Source organism: Streptomyces sp. NPDC006372, from assembly GCF_040612515.1.
GTDB lineage: Bacteria > Actinomycetota > Actinomycetes > Streptomycetales > Streptomycetaceae > Streptomyces.
On the sequence record NZ_JBEXQJ010000006.1, the window covers coordinates 35178 to 57668 of the forward strand.

Consider the following 22491-nt stretch of genomic DNA (forward strand, 5'->3'; position numbering starts at 1 on the left):
GTAGCAGTCGGTGCCGCGTTCCGTCGCCGTCACCGCCCGGCCGGCTTCCGGGTAGGGAGCGCCGCGAGGGGGGATCGGTGGCCCTTGGGGGTCGCGTGGACGGCTGCCCAGTCGATGCTGCGGCTACGGGCAAGGCGGTCTAGATCGGCTTGGCGGTAGAGCAGGACGACGTCGTGCTTGTTCCAGCCGGAGCGGGCGGTGTCCGCGTGGGTCAGGAGTCCGGAGCGGATGAGGTGGTCGAAGTCGGATGAACGGATGCCGAGAGCCTGTGCGGCCGCGTCGCGCATGTGGAGCTGGCCTGCGGCCGAGGCACGTTGGACCTTGCGACGGTCGGTGAACTTATCCAAGGTGAGACCGCAGTACAGGGGATGTCCTTGGTGGTCGCCGACGACGGGCAGATGGCCACGGCGGGCGAGTTCGGCGGCGGTGCCGGGGTACACCGTCATGTTGAAGCGTTCGGCGAGGTGCTCCTCGGCGCGGGTGGCGCCGACGTCGGGCATCGTGCCGACGGCCTGCCTGATGGCGTCGAAGCGGGCGACGGCGGCGTCGAAGGCGGCGGCGGACCAGCGGTCGCCGACCGCATCGGGCGTGGGGATGAGCCCGAGGCGCTGGGCCCGCGCGAACTGCCACAGCGTCAGCCCAGCGCGGTCGGGGAACTGGAGGGGGCCGTACGTCTTGAGCGTGCTGGCGGTGGCGGTCATGTCGGGTCTCCGTCGTCGGTGATGCGGCTGCGGGTGGGTGTGACGGGGGCGCTGGCGGTGAGCCGGTCGGATTTCACCGGTAGGAGCCGTCCCACATCTCCACGTCGGCCCACTCCCCGTCGTCGTACTCACCGATGTCGTCCGTCTCGTCGGCCCGGCCCTCTTCCTCCAGCTCGTCCAGGGCCATCTCCGCGTACTTGTCCTCGTGGGGGTCGTACGGCTCGCGGGCCTCGTCTGCCATGTCCGCCCAGTACGCCGCCTCCTGGTCTGCCTCCCAGTCGGCAAGCTCGGCCGGGGTGAGGGATGCCAGCCACGCCTCGTGCTGAGCCCGGCGGGCTTCGTCGGCAGCGGCGTGGTGGCCCTGCCAGATGTGCGCGGGCAGGTGGGGTTCGGGTGAACACCACGACCAGGTGCCGTCGAGCAGGTGATGGTCGGCGGGTCGGGCGCACCGGCCGCCGTCGATGGGATGCGCCAAGCCGTTGCAGAGCAAGACGAGTTCCTTCGAGGGCCGCGGCGTCGTACGGGGTGCGCGGCGCAGCTCGGCGAGGACGTCGGGGAAGCGGCGGCCGCTGGTTCGGGCGATCTGGCGGGCTTGGCGCTTGAGGTGGTCGCTGCCGGATTTGGTCACGGTCGTCTCCACAGCGGGATCCCACGCTTCCCGCCGGACGTCGCGTGCATGGGCGCAGCCGGACAGACGGGTGTTCCAGATGGTGCTGCGCGGGACCCGATCTCGGTCCTTGTCCGGCGGCGCTGTCCCGGTGCGGCGTGGGCGCGGGGGCAGCAGCGGAAACGGCGGTTCGCGGCATGCCGTGTCTACGGGATCAACCGTACTGGGTGCCACTGACAATGGGGGCACGACAGCCGTGATGGAGCCGCCGGGCGTGCGCTTCCACGGTGGCGGAGATGGTCAAGGGCGTCGGTCTCACCCGGAAGGGAGTCCGCGTGGCCGTAACATCCTTGCCCTGTACGCATGCAGGACACGGGCACCTCGGGGAACTGGGCATGACCAGCACCAACAGTACGCGGACGGCAGCCGGAGCACCGGCGCGGACACTGGCGGGACGAAACCGGGCGGCGAAGGTCAGTGTGTTCTTCACGCTGAGTGGAGTCGGGTTCTTGGCGAGCTTCGCCACCGGCATCGCCTGGATCAACCCTGGCATCTTCGTCGGCCTGGCCGCACTGTGCGCCTTGATCGCCATCCCTGCCGGGCACGTAGGCCGCTTCCGGGGACGCCGGATGGACGGCGAAGGCCGCGGGCTGGCCTTGGCCAGCATCCTGGCAGGCTGGCTGGTGCTGTTCCTCTGCTTGCTCGCGGTGCTGGCCTTCGTGGGACTCGTCGCCGGACTCGCCGTGCTCACCGAGCACGCCTGACGACTTGCCCCGCTCGGCCGGACAGGCCGGCGATGCGCCCTCCTGCACCGACGTCAGGGCCCGCCTGCGCGTCTCCCGAAGACGCGGTCGTCCACGCACCAGGCCGGGCGTGGCCCTGGCGGACCAGGCCTGCTCATCCGCGCGATTCGCGACCACCTGCGCTAGCGCGGCATCCGGGCGCCTATGAGGCCGACTACGGCCGCGCCGGAGGGATCGGCCAGGAGCCGCGTCACCCCCCACCCTCGCCGGCAGCTGCCTCCAAACGCCCTCGTTGCTACCGCGGTTCGCCTCGCCGCCTGTGCACGGGCCTGGCCTGAGAGCCTGCGAGATACGACGGCTACGCGTGGGGCCGAGACGATCAGGGACTGCCTGTAGCGTGCCTGCCGAAGGAATCAGGCAGCCCAAACCAGCAGCACAGGAGAGACAATGCCAGGTGGCATACACAGCAGCGTGACTGCACCGGCGGGTGGGGCGGAGGAGCCTCCCGTCGAGGCCGTGCCACCGTGGAAGTCGGTGCGGCGTACTCTCGCGGTGGTGTTTTCCTGCTGGGCGACCGGCGCTGGCACTGCCGGCCTCGCCTACCTGACGTTGGGGTCGGAATGGATACCCATCACTGTCGGGGTAGTGCTGTGCCTCGCCTTCGCCGTGGCACTGATTTTGCTCCACCAAGCCCTGTGGCTGACGGTCCTGTCGTCTGTACCGGCGCTCTTCGTCCTCGTCGGGGCCGTGCAGTACGCGCCCGAGGCGGCACTGGAACTGCGCGGTGTACGGGAACGTGTCGTCATCGTGGCTGACAGCGCGGCCGGAACGTCCAGTGACAACCACCGCTTCACCCTCCGGACCACAGACGGAGACGAGCTGGAGGAGAAGCTGGTCTACAACGGCGACGCGTGGGCCCCGAAGGTGGGTGACCAGCTCGACGTCATGCGTGATCCAGAGGGAGCTGTACCCATGGAGCAGGCGGATGACGTGGACGCTGCGGGTCGGCTGGAGGGCCTGATTGCCGGCACGGTGGGCTGGACTCTGATCGCGGTATTGGCGGGCTGGCGCGGCCATGTCCGCCGGCGCCGGGGCCGTGGCGAGTCCTTGCTGCTCCGACTCGCGTGGTGACGGTGGCGCAGGGCCGGGCTGTCGACAGTGTCGTGGACGCCCCGGAGCGGGGCCGTTGGCCGTCGTCGAGGGCGCCGCGACTTCATAGTGTCGGCCCCCCCGGGTGGGGGGGGAGGCAGCCACCATGCGTGCGGTTCACACGGTGGCGGTGGTGATCCGGTCCGCGATCCAGGCCGGGACTTCGACGATGGGGACGTCCCGGCTGCGTGCTGAGAGGTCCGCGCGGGAGCGGGATTCGTCCGTAGCGCAGACCAGGGCCCGGCTGGGCGATACCGTGGGAACACACGCCACATGACGCCCCGGGAGCCCTCGATGAGCCAGGAGCCGGCCGCCGCGCCCGAACGCCAGCCGCTCGATGAGACCGCCGCCGCTTCGGCCCGCCAGTACGCGGCCGACCAGCGCGCGCGGGTCGACGTTCTCGCCACTGTGCTGGAGGACATCGCCGCCAACGGCTACCCCTCCCCCGAGTCCGGCGTGCTGTGGGAGGTCGCCCGCGACAGCCACCTCGCCCCGTCTCGCCGGTGAGGAGCCCCGTGTCGCCTGAGCACGGCGCGCGGCGCTCCCAGGTCATCCTGGTGGAGCCCGCGCTCACCCAGCTCGCGAAACTGACCGCGTCCGAGACGCACCGTCTGGACCGCGCGATCGTCGCGATCAGCGTCAACCCGAACCTCGGCGCCCAGGTGCCCGGCACCCTGCTGCGCGACTACGCCGACGAGATCGACGGCGTACGGGTCATCTACTACGTGACCGCCCTGGGATCACACGTTATCTGGGGTTCGCAGGGCGTTTATGCAGGTGAAAGCCATGTAGCTGCGCGAGGGACGTTAGGCACGGGTCCTCGTACTGGAGATTAAGTTGCCAGACGCGCGTCGCCCCAGACCCCGTAGCAGTAGCTGCTGATGTCCGTCGGCGAGACGTAAGTGACCTGTATTTTCAAGCGCAGCACGCGTGAGATATCCAGCTTCAGATCGCGTGCTTCGCCAAGAGACACTGTCGCATCGCTGATCTGTTTTCCATCGGCGAATGCTTCGAATCTCAGTTGACATCCGGTTGGGGCATCATCTCGAAGACCGATCGTGACCTCGAATGTCCGCCAGGGGCGCGCTAGGTTGTACTCGGCATCATTCTCGGGTATGTAGCCCTTATCTACGCGAAGAAATATGCTGTGGGCGTAGTTTTGGCCGTTGACTTCCGCAGATCCGGTATCTGCTCCGCTTGAAGAACTCAACGGTTGTAGGTCGCTGAGATACTGAGTCCCCGTCGTTGGGCTGGCAGACCCGCTTTCAGACTCCGTGGGAGCGGTCGTGAGCGAGGAACTACTTTGCGCCTTGGGGGAGGAACTGGTCTGCTGCGTTCTCGTTGTCTCCGGTGACGACTTAGGGGCCGTCGATGAGTCTCCAGAGTCGCAAGAAGTCGCCAAGAAGATCACTGATGCGGTGGCGGCAGAGATTGCAGCCAGAGCGGTCCTATGAAGGTTCCGCAAACGGTAGTGGCGGCCCTTAACGGTCATCCGGAGACACCTCCGCTTGGCTGGGTGACCGTGCGGAAACTGCCTCGGAACTGAGAGATCGCCTGTTACCGAAATCATTCTGTTCTCTAATGGTGTGCACGTCGGCACCTATCCGGAAGAGCACCATCGTAAGTTCGAGGGCAATTCGACACAGGAGGAGCCACAGCAACGCCACTATCGGGCCGATGATGAGCAGTAGCAGGCCGCCGCCCGCCGAGATACTGAATCCCAAAATGACGTAGAAGAGCCAGGTGATCGCAATGATGATCGTGGCCACCACATAAACGGACTTGATGACCCGAGGCGTGACGAAGGTAGTAAATCCGTAGTCGAACAACCCCGCGAAGAAGCCCTTCGTCGGGGTTGACGGCAGGTCAGGGTGCTGCGGTGCAGGGCCGAAGCGTGGCGGGGGCCCAGGGGGCATCCCGGATCGCGGCCGGTGACCACATTCTGGGCACGCCTGGTCAGTGGACGTCCTCAGGGTGCCGCAACTGGGGCAGTGAGTCCTGTCTGACATGATCCGCATGCTCCTCGCGTCGGCGGGCCAGTCGAAGTCGCCGGATGGCCTACCTAGTGTGACGTAACCTACGAAGCTTTCACGGATGGCAAAATCAATGCTCTCGCTAAGAGGTTTCGATTGGGGAACTGAGCCAGAAGAGTTCGGCGTGCAGTCACTACCCTGACCGCCCTTATCGCGCCTGCCCGTTGATCCTCGGTTCCGTCGTTATCGTCGACACGTCAAGGGGTCGCTGTGGCAACCTCTTCCAATGTGCAGGCAGCCAACGCATCTGTCAGCCAAATTTCGGCTTCATGCTCGGTGAGTTGATAAGAGTCTGGATCTGTCCACTCTGCTATCAATTCTTCCCATGTCGCCCCCCTGTTGTTGTATTTATCGCATATGTCATTTGCCTCCACCGAGATGAATTGGTCATCCCAGTCTTGCGCAGAGGCAACGTCGTTTCGCACCGTCCAATAGAAATCGTCGATGGTCGAGAATGAAGGCGACGGTGAAGACGTCGTCTCTTCATCGGGGATTGCCGTCTCCGTTGCTGTCTCTGTCGCCTTTTTTGTTGCTGTCTCTGTCCTGGTGATGGTGGAGGCGGGCGCCTTCGCGTTTCCGCCTGTGTTGCCACAAGAAATCAGGAGAACGAGCACGCCAGACAATGCCAAAAATGCGATAACTAGGCGGCCTCTCATCATTCTGACCCACCTCCCAGGACAACCTAGCGAATGCCGCCAACTGAGGCTCGCAGACGGTTAGCAGCGTGTTGGCCAACTTCATTCCAGGTCATCACAGCTCTAGAGTTGATGCACCTTGGCGTGGCTCAGCGCTCCTGTACTCACCCGTGAGGCGCCGCTGCCTGGTCCGTCCAGGACGTAAACAGCGGCACCGCTCCTGCCCTCCCAGGACCCGAGGAACCCCGGCGCACCCGACCAGCGCGTCGGCCCCGGTCATGCCTGGCCCAGCGACCGGCCATCGAAGCCACCGCATCACCGCGATCGGACCCGCTCAGCCACCTCAAACGAAACGGCGAGGCTGGGCACGGTTCTCGTTGCGGATCATGCGGCGGAGGCTGACGAGCCCAGCTTCGGCCAGCAACTCGGCAAACTGCTCCGCCGGCCAGCAGGATCTGTGCGGCCAGGTCGCAGAGATCCTCGACTGATGCCGTGGTCAGATCCCCGAACGGGGCCGGCGGATGCTTGGGCCGCGGCGCCGGCGCCGCCTCAAGGGTGGCCCCTTGGAACCCGGGCCGCCCCGCCTCGCGGCTGCTGTCGCGGGGCTGCGGCCGCCGGTTGCGGGCCGTGTAGGTCTCGACTGTGGTGCGGTTAACCACCGAACACCGCCTTGAAGTCGTCGGGGTCGTAGCCGGGTGCGATGGTCCGCTCGACGCGCGGCCGGTTGTAGTGCTGCTGAAGGGCGTCGAAGAGGTCCTCAACCCGGGCGTTCAGGTAGCGGCCTGTGGTCGCCAGATCGGTGTGCCGCAGAATCGCCCGGACTTGGGAGAGTGTCAGGTTCGGATCGTTCGCCATCCGGGTCGCGGCGGTGTGCCGCAGATCGTGCAGCGTCCAGTTCGTGCGGAGCCTGTCGTTGACCCGCTGGATCACCCGGCGCATCGCCCAGTAGGTCAGCGGCCGGTCCGGGGCCCGGCGGGTGCGAAAGACCGGCTCGCCGGCCTGCGGAAGCCCTATGTGGTCGAGGTAGGCCGCCAGGACCGTTAGGGCCTGCGGGCTGACCGGGACGGGTTCGCGGTCATCCGTGCCCTTGGTGACGACCCGGATCAGCTGCTTGGCCCAGTTGATGTCCCCGGGCGTGACGCCGAGGAGCTCGCTCGCCCGCGATCCGCTGGAGACGTAGAGCAGAACAGCCGCCCGGTCTCGGTCGCAGGTCAGAGCCGCGAAGAACTCGCCCCACATCCCGTCAGGAATCGAGCGGGGGTCGGATCTGCGGACCCGCTGTCGGAGCCGGGCCGCCGGAACTGCGGGATCACTTCGTCCGGAGCCCGGTGGGCCAGGGCACGGCGCTGTGCCCTGGACTCCGGTACCGGGTTGAGAAGCGGACCGCGGTTGTAGTGCCGGTGGTAGGCGTAAAAGCCGCTGATCACGGTCAGGCAGTGGTTGATCGTGGAAGGGGCGTAGCCGGCCTTGAGGTAGGGCTTGCCGGTGCGCGGGTTGACCGAGCCCGGCTGCGGCGCATTGGCGCTTCGGCGGTGACGCTGGGGGTTCGGGGCGACGCGGAGCCAGCCTACGAGGGCTGAGGCTTCGGCCTCGGTCGCCTGGTCCCAGCCGATGCCCAGGAACCACAGCAGCCGGTGCCAGCGAAGGAGGTCATGGGCATAGCTCTTGGCGGTTGCCGGACGGTTGTCGTCCAGGATCAAGCTGCGGAGGTACGGAACGACGGGAGCAACGACAGTGCCTTCACCGTCGACAACCGCGTACCAGGGAATCGTCTCCAGCTCGATGACCGAACCGACACGGGGTACATCTGCCCGGCCTTCGATCAACTCGTGACGCAGGTCTAACAACAGGAGTTTCCTTCAGACGGCGATCAGCCGCCCCGGATCGGAGCGACTGGTGCAGTTAACACACCAGATCCGGCCGGCCTTGTACACGGAGGTGGCCCGCTTGGCGACGATGCCCTCGATGCCCTGCTCCGGGAGTTGTTGGTACCAGGTCATGGCCACTGTGGGGTCGTCGGTCATCGGCACCAACTGGAGCGGCGGCTGTACGCCGTACTCTTGGAGCAGGTCAAAGAGCAAAGCGGCCGCGACGCTCGCCGAGTACGGCCTGCACACCGTCGGCGACGTCGCCGACGTCCCGCAGCCCACACTGCAGCGCCTACTCGGCGCCCGCGCCGGCCGCGCCCTCCACAAGCACGCCCACGGCCGCGACACCACCATCGTCGACCCCACCCCGGCACCGGCGAGCCTCAGCACGGAGCACCGCTTTGCCCGCGACGAACTCGACCCGGCCGCCCACCGGCGCGTCCTCCTCGCCCTCGCCGACGACCTCGGCGCCCGCCTGCGCGCCTCCGGCCAGATCGCCACGGGCGTGACCTGCACGATCCACTACGCCGACCTCAGTGCCACCCGCCGCAGCCGGACCCTGCCCGAAGCCACCCAGCACACCGTCCTCCTGGCCCGGGCCGCCTATGCGGTGTACGACTCCCTCGGTCTCCAGCGCGCCCGGGTCCGCAGCATCGCTCTGCGTGCCGATGCCCTTCGCCCCGCCGACCGGGCCACCCGGCAGCTCACCCTCGACGCGGGCGACGACAAACCCCTCGCGATCGAAGCCGTCGCCGACCGCGCCCGCGCCCGCTACGGGCGTCAAGTGCTCTACCCCGCCGCCTTCGCCATCAGCTCCCGTCCCCCGTCAGCCCGGCAGTGGGACCGAGGCGATCGCCCAGACGACGCGCGTGGACGTCGTGCGACATAAGCGCGACAGACCAAGGGATGGTGGGCATCCCCAGCGCTGCTCCCGCGCCGACTACCTGCAGGTCGCCGACAACCAAGCTCGAAGTCCTCACCGGGCGCGGGCTCGTCAGGCCAGAGGAAGCTGCCCGAGCGGCCGACCACGATCAGCCTGAGCCTCCAGCACAGCGGCCACGTCCGGCCCCCTGGTGAAGGTGGGGCCGTCCCAGTACGCCGGGACCGCCACGGGCGTGAGGCGCACCTCGGTGCCGTGGACGCGCGCGGAGTCGAAGAGGGTCTGCAGCATCTGCATGCCCGCCAGGTCGAGCGCACCGAGACGGGCATGCCACGTCTGGGTCTTCGGGTCGTACGAGGCGATTTGGCGGAGCCTGTCGAGTTGTTCCTGCCATTGAGGATCGGCGGCCGGAGCTGTCCGGATGGTGGCCTCCAACACCCATGAGCGAATAGGGGAGTTCGGCGAACTGGTCATACAGGGAACGGTAGGCGTCGACACTGACAACTCACCCGCCCAGGTGAATCCGGAGTCTGAACAGAACCCCGGCCGTCCACGAACACGTACTGACAGGCGTGGACCCGATCCGAGAAGCGCACCTGTCCGAGCCCGGCTTGCTCGTCATCGACGTGGCGGGCCGTGACGATGCCACCGTCTTCGCCTTCCAGGCCGCGATCGCCCGCCTGTGGGGCACCTCGACCGCCGAGCACACCACCCGGGACGTCGGCCAGCCCGGTGTTCGGCTGCGGATGTACACCGATCTGCGGCAGGTCCTCGAGGAGGGCGCCCCGACGGAGCCGGAGCCGACGGCCACGTAGAAAGGCGTGGTCCGCCACCACGGGGGGAGTGGCGGACCACGCCTGCGTCCACGGTGCCACACCCTTCCCCAGCGTGCCCGGTAGGCGGGTGAAGTCACCGTAGAAGAAACGGCGACACCACACTCGGCGGCGCTGCCGGCCGGGTCGTTCAGAGCACGCGCAGGACGCCGACGACCTTGCCGAGAATCTGCGCCTGGTCGCCGGGGATCGGCTGGTAGGCCGGGTTGCGGGGCATGAGCCACACCCGCCCGTCCTGCCGACGCAGCACCTTGACGGTGGCCTCGTCCTCCAGGAGCGCGGCGACGATGTCTCCGTGGTCGGCGCTGTCCTGGCGGCGGACGGTCACGATGTCGCCGTCGCAGATCGACGCGTCGATCATCGAGTCGCCGGACACCGGAAACCGACGGGTTCTTCGAATCTCGGAGGACTCAGCCTGGGAACCCGAGGCGACTCCTTCACTATGGCGTTGAGTCTGGCGTGGGTTCGCCTGGATGTCTGGGCGGATCTTCCGCCCGGCCGCAGCGTCGGCCTGGTGCGGGGCGAGGACATCGAAACGGGGGTGGCGGCCACCGGGCTCGGCGGTGAAAGAGCCGCGACCGAGGCACCTCGTGGGCCGCGGCATGCGGCCGGATGATCTGCCGTCCCTGCGACACTCACTAGTCCTTGTCCGGTCGCCGGTGCCGGTATGACGGTTGCCCCCCTGATACAAACTCTGGGGCCAAGAGGAGGAGATCGCGAGTAGCTGTGGCCTCTTCTGTACGGTCGAGCGCGTCGAGGACGTCGGCTTGCGCGAGTATTGCTTCCCGTAGGTGGCCGGCGTACGGATGGGGCATTGCCCGAGCCAGGCCACGAAAGATCTCCACCGACTCAACCGCGGATTCCAGGGCCGCGGGCAGCCCCGCCTTTCCCCTCGCCCGCCACAGGATGCCGCTGAGGTTCCGTAGTGCCATAGCGAAGTCGGGGTTGTAGACCTCAGGGCTGGCTTCGACCAGCTGACGGTACAGGTCGGCCGCTTCCTGAGCCGAGGCCAGAGCGTCTTCCCAAAGCTCCATCCCTGCAAGGCAGCCAGCAAGATTACTCAGCGCCGTTGCCAGCTTGGGTTCGTGGGCAGCTGGGCTGGCTTCGGCCAGCTGCCGCCGAATAGCCAGGGCTTCCCTGGCGGGAGCAAGCGCCTCCTCTTGCTGGCCTATCTGTGACAGACAGATGGCGACGTTGGTTAGTGTCATAGCGAGGTCGGGTTCGTAGGCAGTCGGGTTGGCCTCAGCCAACCGCCGATATATGTCGGCCGATTCCTGCGTCGGGGATAGAGCCTCCTCCAGCCGATTGATTCGGGACAGGCTGCCGCCAAGATGGTTCAGAGTCATGGCGAGGTCGGGTTCGTAGGCGGCCGGGTTGGCTTCGGCCAGCTGTCGGCAGATGGTCACGGCCTCCCTGGCCGGTACCAATGCCTCCTCCAACTGTCCCAGCTTCGACTGCAAAGCACCGAGGTTGGCTAGCGCCGAGATGACTTCGGGTGCATATACGGCTGGATTTGCAGTGATGAGGCGCTGATAGAGGTCGACCGCCTCCCGAGTCCGGGTCAATGCCTCTTCTTGCTGCCCCGTTTCCGCAAGGTGAGCGCCGAGGTTGGTGAGTGACGAGGCAAGGGGAGGTTCGTAGGTGTCCGAATCGACTGCTACCAGTCGCTGCAGGATCGTCACCGCCTCCAGGGTCGCGGCCAAGGCTTCCTCCCGCTGCCCAACTTTCGACAAGTAGGCACCGAGATTGTGTAGTGCCATGGCAAGGTCGGGCTCATGGGCCCTTGGGTTCGCAGCAGCGAGGTATCGCCAGTTGCGCAGAGCATCCAGGGCAGTGGCAACAGCTTCCTGGTGCAGGCCGGCGTAGTGCAGTCGGCTGGCCAGACGGTCTCGGACGCTCGCGTGCTCAAGAGGGGCTTGGGTGTGAGTGAGGCGGTGTTTGGCCAGGTGGTAGGCAACGACGGCGGATCCGGGATCGAGGTCAGTGTGCCGGCCTTCCGGCAGATGCGGCTCGATGGCTTTCAACACCTGCACGTCCAGTCCCGGCAGATCAGCTAGCTCAGCCAGGGCTGCCCCCCCGGCCTGCACCGCCAATTGTGGGTGCTTGGTCAGAAGCGGGACGAGCTGCCGGGTAGCCACATGGGGCCATCTGTTTGCAGCCGAAATCAGGGCTGTCAGTGCGGTCCGAGGCCAGGCAGATGTCGCGGCATCCGGGGAGGCCGGGCTGAGGAGCGCGAGAAGGCGTCGTGGGACGTCAACGGACCACGGATCAGGGGCGTAGCCTCGGACAGTGTGCCCAGGGACTGAGAGGGCGAGAAAGTCCTCGGCAAGTCGATCCGGGTACAGCGGTTCCAAAACGGTGGCGACATCTCCGATGGTGGCTGGTGGCGGGTAGGGAACGGCATGGTCTTTGAGGATGCGGTCACCGGGTTCGGTGCTGGCGATACTGACCCGGGTGACGGCTTCCAGGCCGTCGGCGTAAGGCTGTGCCCCCGTCAGGGCGGCGGTATAGGCGACTTGCCCCAGAGCATCGGCGGTGACGTGGACACGCCCGTTGGCATGGAGTTTTTCCCAGTAGGAGCGTTCGCGGGTCAGCAGGTACGCAGAGGCCTCTGCCGGTGTGCCCAGGGCCGGCCTGGTTACGCCTTCCTCGCCTTGCCGTCTGCGGTAATAAGCGTCGACGGTCGCCAGGGCTGCCATGTGCACGGCCAGGACCTGCCGAAACTCGGGATTCTCCGCCGCCTCCGGTGGTGGCTCAAGCTCACCGACGCGTGGGATGTCCAGTACGTCGGCGAAGCGGTCACGGGCTGTAGCGAACAGTTCCGCGGGGCTGATGTCAGGGTCATCTGCCAGCGCGTGCAGGGCCAGCTCGGCGGTCTCGATATCCATGTGGTCCAGATCGTTGGAGAGGGTCTGCCACCACACTCCGGCCGGACGTGCGATCAGAAGCACCCGGGCCCGGCCTGCCTGTCGCGTTGCATCGGCGCACAGTTCCAGCAGGTCGGACGTGGGCCAACGCTCTGCGTAGTCGACCAACATAAGGACCCCGGCTCGGTTGGCTGGCTCGTCGGCCCCGCCGGGTGATTGGGCAGGCCCGACATCCGGATCAGAGGAGTGCCGGGCCTGCAGTGCCTGCCAGCCCAGGTCGCGGCTGGCCTGGGCAACCTGGGCGGCCAGTCGGGTCTTGCCCTGGCCGCCGGAACCGTGGAGCAACAGCACGGACACGGGGTCGCTGCTGTCCCGCCAGGCCGCCAAGTCCTGGAGTTCGGTGTGGCGGCCGATGAAGTCAACCACTGTGTAGCGGTCCTGCAGGAGGCGGGCGGGCTGGTTGCGGGCGCGTTTGACCGAGATCGTTGGCCTGGCTCGCGGGAAGTCGTGCACGCGGTACAGAGGTCTCTCGCCACTGGGGGCGTGCACCGATACGTCCCCGGTCACATTGGTGACTTGCACTACCGACCCGTAGACCACTGAGTCGGACACCCACTGGCCGCGCCTGCGCCAAGCGCCGGTGCCGCTCATTCCTCGATCTCCACATCGCCGCCGGTGTCCCGGACCTGGTCCACTGGGCCGCCGGTAGCCGTATCGCGCACCGACTGCCCACCCTCGCTCGGTGAGGTGGTAGGCGACGTCGTGCCCGCAGGCAGCGCCGGAGGCGGTCCGGCGGGGTTCCCACTCCGCCTGATCTTCACGCTGCCATCGGTGTCGGCGATCTGGGCGATGCCTCCGCCGATACTTGAGGACTGCACCACCTGCCCGCTGCTGGACCGGGCCTGGCGCCGCAGTCCTGCCACGGACACTGCCAGCCCGGCCAATGCCACGAACAGGGCGATCACGCTGGCCACCTTGTCCGCGTCGTCCAGACCTACCGCGATCAAGTACCCCGCCAGCGCCCCAACGGCGAGTACGGCAATCGTGCCGCCAACCCACGCCTGGGTCTTTCCTGACATACCTCAATAATCTCCCTGTCACCCAGATATGTCCTGATCACCCACTCGTCTTGCAGAGCACACATCCAGCACCAACAGTGCCATCGGGCGGGTCGCCCGCCGCAGCTGAGGACGTCATTTAGATCGCGGCCAAGGTGCTGTGGATGCCGACGTGACGCCCCGCTGGCGGGCGTGTGCGGGCCGGAACGGTGGAGTCGTGCGTCTAGTTGATCCCCTACACCACGATCTCGTAGCGGAGCGTGGTGTCTGGGCGGGTTCCCACCGGCCCTTACGGGGCGACGGGGCCGTGCTTCTTGTCCGGGTGGGCCGACAGCACGTAGCGGGTGGCAGAGAGGTTGGACAGGCCGAAAAGGTCCATCAGCCGGACGGGGTCTGCGCTGTGGCGCGCCTCGTCGACGATTCGGTCCACGCGCAGGCGTCCGGCCGGCAGGCCGACTCGTTGGAAGAGCTGCTGGACCACGCCGGCGCTGATGGGCGGGCCGGAGTCGTCGACGGCGGTCCTCGATGTGCTTCTTGGTGATCTCGCGAGGATCGGTGAGCCCGTCGCCGATCCATGCTTCGAGGATGTCCAGGATGGCGGCCACGTAGTTCTCGACGGTCTTGGGGCTGCGGGCCCGGCTGGTGGTGCTGCCCTGGCCGAGGAGTACGTCGATGAAGGTGTGCACGGCTGCGGCGAAGGCCGGGTGAGTGATGGCGGTGGCGTGGTGCCGGGCGCGGGCGATGCGCGGGTCGCTGGGCGGTTGGGCGTCGAGTAGGCCTCGTAGGCGGAGGTAATTGATGACGCGGGCGCCTTGGAGGTTCGGGTATGTGGAGGCCAGGGCCCGGATGTCGCTCTCCCGGATGGGAAGGTCAGCACCGAGGTGTCCGGTCACGATGCGCAGGGTTCGGATGCTGCCGCTGAAGGAGTCGGTGTTCCATCCGCGGCCGCGCATGTACGCGGTGAAGTCAGAAACCAGGTTGGCCGCCGTCGGGGTGAGGGCGGGCGGGCTGCTGGTGTCCAGGCGGGGCCAGTCTCGGGGCGGGGTCGGGAAGAGCTCCATCTGGGTGGGGTTGAGCAGGTGCTCGGACGGTCGGCGTGCGGTCTCGGCCCCGGCGCGGGCGCGGCGACGTTTGAGGGCGAAGCGGCCTTGGGGCGCTGCGGTGCCGGGCAGCAGGCGTCCGACGGCCAGTCCGGCGGCGTGGGGGCGGGCGAACCACAGCTGGTCGCCGTTCTTCATCGCGATCTGGGCGGTGTCGACCTCGGTTTCGGCGACGATGATCCGGCACATGCGGCACATCCCGCCGCTGAGCATCAGGGTGCGGTGGCAGCGGTCGCACTCGGCTTCGTTGCCCCCGCGTTTGCGGATCTCGTAGCACCAGCTGGTACACGGCACACACAGGACTCGGCGGTCGTTCGCCCAGGCTAGACAGTGCGTGCACTGTCCCCGCAGCTCAGGGTCTCGTTGTCCGCGACGAGGTCCGGTACCGCGCGGCGGAGCCAGCCGGCGCGGCGGAGGTGGTGCGAGGAGACCGGCACGATCGAGGGCCTTCCCGAGGATCGGGCCGTTGTGCAGGAGGTCCTTCAGGGCCTCGGCGGCGACCTGGTGCCGGTCGGGGTCGCGCGCGGCCAGCGCCAGGCGGGCGAAGCCTTCCAGCCGCCAGATCCACATGGTCCGGGCGCGTACCCGGCGCTCGTCCGCCAGTTGCTGCAGTTGCTCGGAGACAGCCTCGAACCCGGGGATGCTCCGGTCGCCGATGCGGGCAGCATGGGTGCGGGCGAACCGGCGGGCCGGGGTCGGGAAGAGCCCCAGTTGCCCAGGCACCTGAACAGGGCAGATCCGGGGATCGTCCCGGACCTGCTCGGGAAGCCGGGCCCGTAACCACGCGGGGATGGCCGCTCGCCGCCCGGATTTGGCCTGGGGCATCCGCACCGGCCTCGCCTCGGGCAGGGCGATCCCCTCGATGGCCAGAGTGAGCTGACGCGGTCGGCCCGGCGCGAGGGCTTCGTCGTGGAGCTCGCCCCAGGCCCAGGTGTCGTCCTCACCGAGGCGGACCGCCAGCAGGCAAGGCGCACACACGCCCGCCCGCGTCACCGGCGCGGTCCAGGCGCAACGGCGGCACGGAGCCTCGCTCCAGCCGTCTCTGCCCGAGGACACGCGGATCCACGCCCTCGCGCACCTAGGGCACATGGCGTTCCCATTCACCGCTCCCCAGCTCGCGCATGTCTCGCACGACCCGAGCATTCGGAATCCCCTGATCACGATCGACCGGGTCAGTTCGGCGGCAGCGAACGCCGGGCCCCGCCGCTGCCAGGCCGCGGAATCGGACGTGCGGGCCCGCTCTCGCCGACGGCGCGCTGCTCGGTCTCCGGGCGTCCCTCCGCCGCCGCCACTGGCTCGGCTTCCATCAGGTCCGCGATCGTGCACTGGAGGGCGGCGCAGATCATGTCCAATTCCTCCAGCCGGACGGTGACCGGCTTGCCCGACCACAGCGCGGCCACCTTGCTCAGGGACGGGGTGAACCCCACCTCCCGGAAGGCCGCCTGCAGTTGGGTCGGGCGCCAGATGTCGCGCTTGGCCGCGGCCCAGCGCAGGTTCCACTTCAAGGGATCACGCCTCCGTGCTCAGCCGGCGAACCGCCCGCCGGGAAGACTCCAGGCTCGCCCGCTCCGGGTCGCCCTTCGCGGTCGCGAGATAGCCGACCGTGGTGGATGCCCAGACATGGCCGAGCAAGACCTGCACGTCCCACAACGGCATCCCCGCCTCATAGTTGTGGGTCGCGCAGGCGTGCCGCAGGAGATGCGGAAAGAGCTCGCTTACCGGGCCCCGCAGATGCTCGTGCGAGGCCAGCTTCAGCGCGCGCCGGAACGTGTCGGGCACCACCGGCGGGGCGAGCAGTCCCTCCATGCCGGCCAGCGACTTCGCCAGCCGCTCGGAGGGGAACAGCGGCGCCCGCGGGTCGGAGGGGTCATCGGGAAACTCGCCCCGCACCTCCTCGACGTACCACCACAAGAGCGCGCGGCCCTCTTCGAAGAGAAAGGCTTCGCGGTCCCGCGGGCCGGAGCCGCCGGCGCCCTTGCCGTGAACCAGGAACCGGCCCCACTGGCCGTTTTCCCAGTGCACGTCTCCGAGCTGCACCTGGCACAGCTCCGCCGCCCGGACCCCGGAGATGTACGTCAGCTTCGACATCACGTAGTTGCGGACCGCCACCGGGTACTTCCGCGCCCGCGGCAGCGCCTCCCGCCACGCGGCGAAGAACTCCTTCGTCGCCCGGGCCGACGGCGGGATCCGAAGCCCGAAATCCCCGCGGTGGACCGGCCGGTTGAACGCGTCGACGGGTGACTCGACCACCGCGCCGAACCGGCGGTGGATCTCGCCGGCGTACCGTTGTTCGAGGAAGGCGTAGTAGAGGTCGATCCGGTTGATCTTCGACCGGATCGTCGTGTGCCGCGGCCGCTTGCCCGGGCCCGCGAAGTACTTGTCCAGTTGCCGCGAGGTCAGGTGCCACGGCATGACGTCGTAGTACGAGCAGATCTCCAGCACCGGCTGGACCAACGACTCCAGCGTGCGCGGTGACAGGCCCGCGACGTCCCGAGCCCACAGGTACTCGGCAAGGGAGTCCTGGAAGAGCGCCCGCTCGGCTTCCACGGACGCGGTCGCAGCGGTCTGTCGCTGGAGCGTCAGGACGTCGGCCAGGCCCGGCTCCGGCGGCACTTGCTCGCCAGGCCGGTCCTTCACAGCTACGTCGCCGCCCGTGATGAGGGCGAAGCGACGAGTCCCGGAATCCGTCACAAGGAAGCAAATTACGGAGAGAACTCCTGGAATCTGCGAGGAATCGTCAGATCCCCACACGATCGAGTGAGGCGTCTACCCGCGCCTTCGACCTGCATGAACAGCCACAACTCCCGCACGGGGCAGCGGAGCGAACCCGTCGGCGCCCAGTTTAAGGGCGAACAGCTCGCCCTCGCCCATTACCTGGCGGAGCATGCAGACAGGTGGGCACCTGTCCCAACGACCGCACCATTGCCACGCCGCTCTTCCCCGCCACGGCCGGTATCCTCGCACGCCGCTCCTCTCGAGCAACACGACCAAGACGCGTGCTGATGAACACCCGGGCGTGCGTCAGGTCCTGCCGCGACCGCGCTGCAGATCGACGGCTACCTCGCCGGGCCCACGGCCGCGCCGATGACCGTGGTCACCTAGTGCGCTGGCGGGCGCCCCCGGGCCGCCTCCGCCTCGCGGGAGGCCTGAGCCCGCCCCGGTCGCGGTCCAGGACCGCTGAACAGTGCGCACTCCAGCAGGTCGGGAGTCGCATCAGAGGGCCAGGCTTCCGTGCTGGCGATCTGCCGGGCGGCTGCATGCATGAAGGAGAGATAGACGCCGTACCGGTGGGACGTCCAGTCCCATTCAGCCCAGACCCAGGCCGCCACCGTGCCGTCGGGATCCAGACCGGTCTCACGGCCGACGGCGGCTGCCAGCGGGCGCAGGCTGAGGGAGAGCACCCTATCGAGGATGAGCGGCTGCAGGCCCGGCACGGCGTGCAGTGCCTGGCCCGCGAAGTACAGGAACTTGGTGAAGAAGGACGGGCCGAATTCGGGAACCGCCTTGTGGAGCACCATGTAGGCCTCCTTTGCGCCCTGCTCGCGCAGGGCCGTGACCGAGGCGGCGAGAGCCGCGTCCAGATTCTCGGCCGCCAGGATCTTCTGCAAGGTCGAAGGGCCGCTGCCGCCGGGTGTGCCGCTCTTGCCCTTGCCCCACACGTAGGTGGCGACCAGGGCCTCCGTGAATGCCTCACGCCGCAGCGCGTCGGCGACCATCCCGGTCACCTCCGCGCGGCTGACACGGGCATCACCGGCGTGGGAGGCGGGTGCAAGGCCCGCGGGCCACGGAGCGATCGACGCCCACCGCGCCGGGACGTAGACGACTGCGTGGGCGCCGGGCGTCCCGTCCGGGTACGTCGGCTCGTTCTTCGCCCACCAGCGGCCCAGCGCCGTCAACGCCTCCTCGGGCAGCAGGCGCACCGCCATCTCCTGGTCCACCGCGTCCGCCCGGCCCTGTCTGTCCACGCCGCCTCCTCCACCTGGACACAACCTTGCCCATCTCACCAGCTCCGGTGCGTGGGCTGCCTCTGTCCCCTCCGGCGCCCGCAATCCGGCAGGAGCGTCACCGTGGCCAGCCCTGCATCCGGCTTCGGCGTCTGAAGGACAGCGCCGCAAGAATCAGCAGCCCTGGGGCGATGATGCGGTAGGAGAGTTCGGTGTAGCGGCCTGCTGCGGTGAGCGCGACAGGCGATGACCGCAGCTGCGCCGCGTTCAGCAGGACACTCAGTGCCTGTTCCAAGCGCGCGGAGGTTATCCGCTGGTCCAGGGGCTGGTCAGGTGGGGCCGGGCGGGGGGTGCTAAGGGTGACGGCGATGTCCTGGCCGGTGAGGGTTCCTTGCAGGTGCGGTTCGATCGGGCCTTTGGGCAGCCCCCAGAGCATGAGGACGAGCAGGCCGGCCGTCATCGACACGGCCAGGAAACTCAACACACGGCTGGCACGCAGGCTGTAGCCGGTCAGGAGCCAGTAAGCAGTCAGCAGCAGTCTCTCGGAGCGCGGCCTGGAAAGGTCGTGGCGGCGGAAGTCGTCTTCGGCGTAGGCGAAGTCGGCTGCTTCGGGGCGGTGGTGGTTGACTGCGGCAGTGCGCAGCGCCTGGTACAAGGAGACCAGTTGCTGCGGTACCAGGACCTCTACCCCAGGTGGCGCCGGTGTCCATCCGCTGTGGCCCCGGGCTGCGTGCCAGTGGTGCTCCTCGGCCAGCGCTCTGCGGGGCAGGAATTTCATCGGCAGCCCACGACGCCAGCGGATGCCTGGGGGTGTGGTGGCGAAGCGGCATTCACCGACCAGGTGGATCTGCTCGAGCTGGGTGGCGCCGTTGAAGCAGCACTGGGAGAGGTCGAGGTCTTTCAGACGAAGGCGGGCGGCGTCTGTTCCTGCCAGGGAGAGCAGTCGCACGAAGGCATCGTCGCCCGATGGATCGGGCACAGGCGAGCCGTCACGGGCGATCAGCGGGGTGGGAGATCCGGTGATCTCCAATGGCCAGTCCAGGGCGACGTCCTCGACGACGAGGGCGGCGTGGCGCAGCAGAAGGGTGGCGGTGGATTCGAACCGGGTACGGCGGCACGTCATGCGGGTCGCAGAGGCCATGACTTTGGCCGGCTCGGTGAAGTGCGTCTCGGTCAAGTTGAATGTTCCCTCACAGGTGAGGGGGCCGAGGACGCGTGTTGCTGCGAATGCCACGCGGCGGAAGTCCGCATCGGCGCGGAATCGGGCCTGTTCGAAGTCCGCGTGCTGGGAGAACACGCTGCCTATGAAGTGCGCGTGTCCCTCAACCAGAGCACCGGTGAAATGCGCCGTGTCGCCGAAGGCAGCGCCGTCGAAGCCGGTGTCGTGGGCAAAGGTCGTGCGGTCGAAGTGCACCGCGGCCGAGAACGAGACGCCTGTGAATCTGGCACTGCGGTGGAAGAGAGTGCTGTCGAAGCTCGTGGTGCCGCTGAAGGTGACCCCGTCGAAGGTGCTCACGCCGTTCCATGCGGTCCTGTTGAACCAGGCGTCATCGGCGAAGGTGCTGCCGCTGAAGTCCGCGTCCTCACGGAAGGAGCTCTCGGCGAAGTCGGCCTCTCCGACGAAGGTGACGCCATGGAAGCTGCACGGCCCGGTGAAGGCGACCCGGGCGAAGTCGGCCTCTCCGGCGAACCGTGCGCTGTCCCACTGCGTGCGTCCCAGTTCCGCCGGAGGGAGGTCCACCAGTTCCGACACGGGTGTTTCGTGTATGGCGGGTCCTGGCGGTCGGCGTGTGCGCCGTAGGACGTCCGCCAGCACATCCGACGTCAGCACAGTGCCGCGCAAGTCGATGTCCGAGCCGGGCCCGAGAGTGCTGAGGTAGGCCTCGCGCTCGTCGGTCGGCAAGTGGGGCAAGCATCCCTGATACGGCTCGATCCGGCGCCCCTGGCAGTGCGGGGCTCCGCTTTGGCACGCCGGCCACGGCGGGGGCGTGCTGACCGTGTACTCGCCCGCGGCCCCAGGCGGGACCAGCCCCGGTTCGGGCGTGCGGCTGTGCTCTCCATTCGCCCCGCCCGGTTCCGCCCCCGGCGCGGCAGCCTCCGGTACCGGGCCTGGGGGTGCGGGCGGCTGTGGTGCCCCGGCGGAGCCCGCGGCAGAAGCAGGAGCCGATCGCACGGCTTCGACAACCACCGGTGGGCGGCCGCCCGCCTTGCGCTCATCGCGCGCCGCCAGCCGCAGCTGCTCCCACCACTGCCACTCGGTGGGCGCGCGGCCGGATTTCCTGCGGGCCTGCCCCTGCAGGTAGTCGATCATGACTTTGAAATTGCGCTTGTTGGACGGCACGGAGCGGCCGGTGAACCAGTCACTGAGCGTCTGCGGCTTGAAGTCGACCGGCGGTGACTGATGCTGGCCGTAGCGGACGATGCGCGCATTGTCGACGAGCCCGGCCTTGGCCCTGAGGTCCCTCAACGCGGCGACCAGCCTCGCCTGCGCCCCCGACTCCTGCGCCACCGCCGCCGCTCCTCCTGCCCCTGCGTCATCCGCTCCGGATCCGCACCGGATGCGAGTTGCCGCTCCGGATCCCCTGCGTGAGCAGCATAAACGGCGTCCGGATCCGGTTTCAGGCGAATCAGGCTATCGCCGGATGGCACCCCGGCCCGGCTTTGTGGGGGCAGCCGCCACCGACCGGGGGCGGCAGTGACCCGGGAGGACCAATCGTGGAACCGCGCAAGCCCAACCGCCGCCTTCGCACCCTCACCCGTACCGTCGGCTACGCCCTGCTGCGCGGGGCGGTCACCGCCCTGGGCACACTGGCCGTGCAGCACGCCTGGCAGTGGCTGACCACGTAAAGGGACCCCGCCCGGCCCCTTCCGCCAGGGGCCGGGCGGGGTCCCTGTGGGGTGCGCTGCCGCCCCGGCGAACCACACGCGCGGCTCTGGCCCCTCGTGCCCGCCAGGCCGGTCCTTCACAGCTACTCGCCACCCGTGTTTTAGGGAGAAGCGGCGAGTCCCGGAATCCGTCACAAGCAAGCAAATTACGGAGAGAACTCCTGAAATCTGCGAGGAATCGCCAGATCCCCCCAGGATCGAGTGAAGCGTCTACGCGCAGCCCCGACCTGCATTAACAGCCATAACTCCCGCACGAAGACCCGCAACGAACCCGTCGGCGCTCCAGTTTCAGGGCGAATAGGTCGCCGTCGCCGACGATCTGGCGGGGCATGGCGTAGACGTCCTCGACCATCTCTTGGGCGAGCAGGGGTGCGCCGGCGGCGATCCGGCCCACGAGCGGCACGTCGACAGGTGCCTCGCTACGGTCCCCCAACTCGGGTGCCCACGACGGCCTCACCCGGTAGGCCCGGGGACGGTGCGGGTCGCGGTAGAGGATTCCTTTGCGCTCGAGGGCCATCAGCTGGTGGGCCACCGAGGACGTGCTGGCGAGCTTCACGGCCTGGCCGATCTCCCGCATCGACGGGGGGTAGCCCTGCCGGCGGACGGTCTCCGTGATGTAGCGAACGATCGCTGCCTGGCGGCTCGTAAGTTCCCCTGCGGCGGCCTGAGGGCCCAAGGGGCGGCCTCGGCGTGAGGGCGCGGTGTTTTCCATCCCGGCCACCTCCGTACAAGATCCTCGCGGAACGCGACCTTAACTCGCCATCCAGCACAAATGGAACACCGTTTCGACTGGGTGGCTAGGTGTAGCGCGCGGTGTAGCGCGCAAGTCGCGACACCTGTGGGGCTTCCAGCGCTACAGCCATGCGCCCTACGGTCCTGGCGTGGAGATCGCACTTTCCGACTTTGTCGGTGCTGCCTTCCCTCGCGTAGTTGATCTTTCATGCCATTCATCGGGTTCGCCGGGAGGATCCGTTGCCCGCGATCACGGCGTTGCGTTCGATGGGCGCATCGGCGGCCGAGAGACAGCCGATCTTGTATCACGTGTATCAACCCACCGCTCGCAAAGGAGTGTTAGCGCGCTAGGAACCAGGATTTGATCAACGAGTTGCGAGCGGCAGCACGCCCAGAGCTGCATGCCGAACACGAAGAGACTCCTGCCGGAGGGAAGCCGAGCTGGCCGCGCCCGT

25 protein-coding genes and 2 pseudogenes are annotated in these 22491 nt (G+C 68.0%); 9 read left to right on the forward strand and 18 right to left on the reverse strand.

The window, feature by feature from the left end:
- Positions 1–29 precede the first annotated feature (29 nt).
- Both ABZ016_RS12890 and ABZ016_RS12895 read right to left on the reverse strand, forming a co-directional pair.
- Positions 30–701 (reverse strand): hypothetical protein, encoded by a 672-nt coding sequence (locus tag ABZ016_RS12890; RefSeq protein ID WP_356916614.1) that lies wholly within the window; start codon positions 699–701, stop codon positions 30–32.
- 73 nt (positions 702–774) lie between these two features.
- A complete protein-coding gene (locus ABZ016_RS12895; protein WP_356916615.1) occupies positions 775–1329 on the reverse strand; it encodes a hypothetical protein in 555 nt (184 codons plus the stop codon).
- Between the two features lie 374 nt (positions 1330–1703).
- Here ABZ016_RS12895 and ABZ016_RS12900 point away from each other — a divergent pair, with 374 nt between their 5' ends.
- The 4 genes from ABZ016_RS12900 to ABZ016_RS12915 all read left to right on the forward strand — a co-directional run bounded on the left by ABZ016_RS12900 (position 1704) and on the right by ABZ016_RS12915 (position 4036).
- Positions 1704–2072 carry a hypothetical protein gene (locus tag ABZ016_RS12900; RefSeq protein WP_356916616.1) on the forward strand — a complete coding sequence of 123 codons (369 nt, stop codon included), beginning with the start codon at positions 1704–1706 and terminating at the stop codon, positions 2070–2072.
- A 513-nt stretch (positions 2073–2585) separates the two neighbouring features.
- On the forward strand, positions 2586–3182 hold the full coding sequence (locus ABZ016_RS12905; RefSeq protein ID WP_356916617.1) for a hypothetical protein: 597 nt from the start codon (positions 2586–2588) through the stop codon (positions 3180–3182).
- 312 nt (positions 3183–3494) lie between these two features.
- Positions 3495–3707 (forward strand): hypothetical protein, encoded by a 213-nt coding sequence (locus ABZ016_RS12910; RefSeq protein WP_356916618.1) that lies wholly within the window; start codon positions 3495–3497, stop codon positions 3705–3707.
- A gap of 8 nt (positions 3708–3715) precedes the next feature.
- Positions 3716–4036 carry a hypothetical protein gene (locus ABZ016_RS12915; RefSeq protein ID WP_356916619.1) on the forward strand — a complete coding sequence of 107 codons (321 nt, stop codon included), beginning with the start codon at positions 3716–3718 and terminating at the stop codon, positions 4034–4036.
- Here ABZ016_RS12915 and ABZ016_RS12920 read toward each other — a convergent pair.
- From ABZ016_RS12920 to ABZ016_RS12945, 6 genes are all read right to left on the reverse strand, one after another.
- Complete coding sequence (locus ABZ016_RS12920) at positions 4033–4770, reverse strand: NPCBM/NEW2 domain-containing protein (RefSeq protein ID WP_356916620.1); 738 nt, start codon at positions 4768–4770, stop codon at positions 4033–4035. The genes ABZ016_RS12915 and ABZ016_RS12920 overlap by 4 nt on opposite strands.
- Positions 4682–5218 (reverse strand): DUF4282 domain-containing protein, encoded by a 537-nt coding sequence (locus ABZ016_RS12925; protein ID WP_356916621.1) that lies wholly within the window; start codon positions 5216–5218, stop codon positions 4682–4684. Before ABZ016_RS12925 ends, ABZ016_RS12920 begins: the two co-directional genes overlap by 89 nt.
- A 212-nt stretch (positions 5219–5430) precedes the next feature.
- On the reverse strand, positions 5431–5892 hold the full coding sequence (locus tag ABZ016_RS12930) for a hypothetical protein (protein ID WP_356916622.1): 462 nt from the start codon (positions 5890–5892) through the stop codon (positions 5431–5433).
- Between the two features lie 627 nt (positions 5893–6519).
- Positions 6520–7107, reverse strand: a complete 588-nt coding sequence (locus ABZ016_RS12935) for a site-specific integrase (protein ID WP_356916623.1) — start codon at positions 7105–7107, stop codon at positions 6520–6522.
- Positions 7080–7694 (reverse strand): hypothetical protein, encoded by a 615-nt coding sequence (locus ABZ016_RS12940; RefSeq protein WP_356916624.1) that lies wholly within the window; start codon positions 7692–7694, stop codon positions 7080–7082. The genes ABZ016_RS12935 and ABZ016_RS12940 overlap by 28 nt, the downstream gene beginning before the upstream one ends.
- Positions 7695–7727: 33 nt before the next feature.
- Positions 7728–7868, reverse strand: coding sequence for a hypothetical protein (locus tag ABZ016_RS12945; protein ID WP_356916625.1), 141 nt, complete (start codon positions 7866–7868; stop codon positions 7728–7730).
- Here ABZ016_RS12945 and ABZ016_RS12950 point away from each other — a divergent pair.
- Entirely contained in the window at positions 7867–8625 is a 759-nt protein-coding gene (locus tag ABZ016_RS12950; protein ID WP_356916626.1) for a hypothetical protein, read from the forward strand. The genes ABZ016_RS12945 and ABZ016_RS12950 overlap by 2 nt on opposite strands.
- Positions 8626–8730: 105 nt before the next feature.
- On the opposite strand, the gene ABZ016_RS12955 is transcribed toward ABZ016_RS12950, so the two are convergent.
- Positions 8731–9090, reverse strand: a complete 360-nt coding sequence (locus ABZ016_RS12955) for a hypothetical protein (protein ID WP_356916627.1) — start codon at positions 9088–9090, stop codon at positions 8731–8733.
- Positions 9091–9188: 98 nt separating this feature from the next.
- Here ABZ016_RS12955 and ABZ016_RS12960 point away from each other — a divergent pair, with 98 nt between their 5' ends.
- Positions 9189–9431, forward strand: a complete 243-nt coding sequence (locus ABZ016_RS12960; RefSeq protein WP_356916628.1) for a DUF6207 family protein — start codon at positions 9189–9191, stop codon at positions 9429–9431.
- Positions 9432–9579: 148 nt separating this feature from the next.
- On the opposite strand, the pseudogene ABZ016_RS12965 reads toward ABZ016_RS12960, so the two are convergent.
- From ABZ016_RS12965 to ABZ016_RS12980, 4 genes and pseudogenes are all read right to left on the reverse strand, one after another.
- Positions 9580–9825: pseudogene (locus tag ABZ016_RS12965) on the reverse strand (S24 family peptidase); the annotation flags it as partial.
- A 262-nt stretch (positions 9826–10087) separates the two neighbouring features.
- Positions 10088–12967, reverse strand: a complete 2880-nt coding sequence (locus ABZ016_RS12970; RefSeq protein WP_356916629.1) for a tetratricopeptide repeat protein — start codon at positions 12965–12967, stop codon at positions 10088–10090.
- A complete protein-coding gene (locus ABZ016_RS12975) occupies positions 12964–13395 on the reverse strand; it encodes a hypothetical protein (RefSeq protein WP_356916630.1) in 432 nt (143 codons plus the stop codon). Before ABZ016_RS12975 ends, ABZ016_RS12970 begins: the two co-directional genes overlap by 4 nt.
- Positions 13396–13663: 268 nt before the next feature.
- Positions 13664–13804: a hypothetical protein gene (locus ABZ016_RS12980; protein ID WP_356916631.1), complete on the reverse strand. Its 141-nt coding sequence runs from the start codon at positions 13802–13804 to the stop codon at positions 13664–13666.
- A 61-nt stretch (positions 13805–13865) separates the two neighbouring features.
- Here ABZ016_RS12980 and ABZ016_RS12985 point away from each other — a divergent pair, with 61 nt between their 5' ends.
- Together ABZ016_RS12985 and ABZ016_RS12990 are read left to right on the forward strand one after the other, a co-directional pair.
- A complete protein-coding gene (locus ABZ016_RS12985) occupies positions 13866–14150 on the forward strand; it encodes a hypothetical protein (protein WP_356916632.1) in 285 nt (94 codons plus the stop codon).
- Positions 14151–14942: 792 nt separating this feature from the next.
- Complete coding sequence (locus tag ABZ016_RS12990) at positions 14943–15254, forward strand: hypothetical protein (RefSeq protein WP_356916633.1); 312 nt, start codon at positions 14943–14945, stop codon at positions 15252–15254.
- A 392-nt stretch (positions 15255–15646) separates the two neighbouring features.
- Here the strand turns inward: ABZ016_RS12990 and ABZ016_RS12995 are convergent, their stop codons facing one another.
- The 4 genes from ABZ016_RS12995 to ABZ016_RS13010 all read right to left on the reverse strand — a co-directional run bounded on the left by ABZ016_RS12995 (position 15647) and on the right by ABZ016_RS13010 (position 20927).
- Positions 15647–15979 carry a helix-turn-helix transcriptional regulator gene (locus ABZ016_RS12995; protein WP_356916634.1) on the reverse strand — a complete coding sequence of 111 codons (333 nt, stop codon included), beginning with the start codon at positions 15977–15979 and terminating at the stop codon, positions 15647–15649.
- Between the two features lie 4 nt (positions 15980–15983).
- A complete protein-coding gene (locus ABZ016_RS13000; protein ID WP_356916828.1) occupies positions 15984–17132 on the reverse strand; it encodes a site-specific integrase in 1149 nt (382 codons plus the stop codon).
- A 440-nt stretch (positions 17133–17572) separates the two neighbouring features.
- Positions 17573–18439 carry a hypothetical protein gene (locus ABZ016_RS13005; protein WP_356916635.1) on the reverse strand — a complete coding sequence of 289 codons (867 nt, stop codon included), beginning with the start codon at positions 18437–18439 and terminating at the stop codon, positions 17573–17575.
- A 97-nt stretch (positions 18440–18536) separates the two neighbouring features.
- Positions 18537–20927, reverse strand: a complete 2391-nt coding sequence (locus ABZ016_RS13010; RefSeq protein WP_356916636.1) for a pentapeptide repeat-containing protein — start codon at positions 20925–20927, stop codon at positions 18537–18539.
- A gap of 206 nt (positions 20928–21133) precedes the next feature.
- Between ABZ016_RS13010 and ABZ016_RS13015 the strand changes: the two genes are divergently transcribed.
- Positions 21134–21265, forward strand: a complete 132-nt coding sequence (locus ABZ016_RS13015; RefSeq protein ID WP_356916637.1) for a hypothetical protein — start codon at positions 21134–21136, stop codon at positions 21263–21265.
- 322 nt (positions 21266–21587) lie between these two features.
- Here the strand turns inward: ABZ016_RS13015 and lexA are convergent.
- Positions 21588–22016, reverse strand: a pseudogene (gene lexA, locus ABZ016_RS13020) (transcriptional repressor LexA); the annotation flags it as partial.
- Positions 22017–22491: the final 475 nt, after the last annotated feature.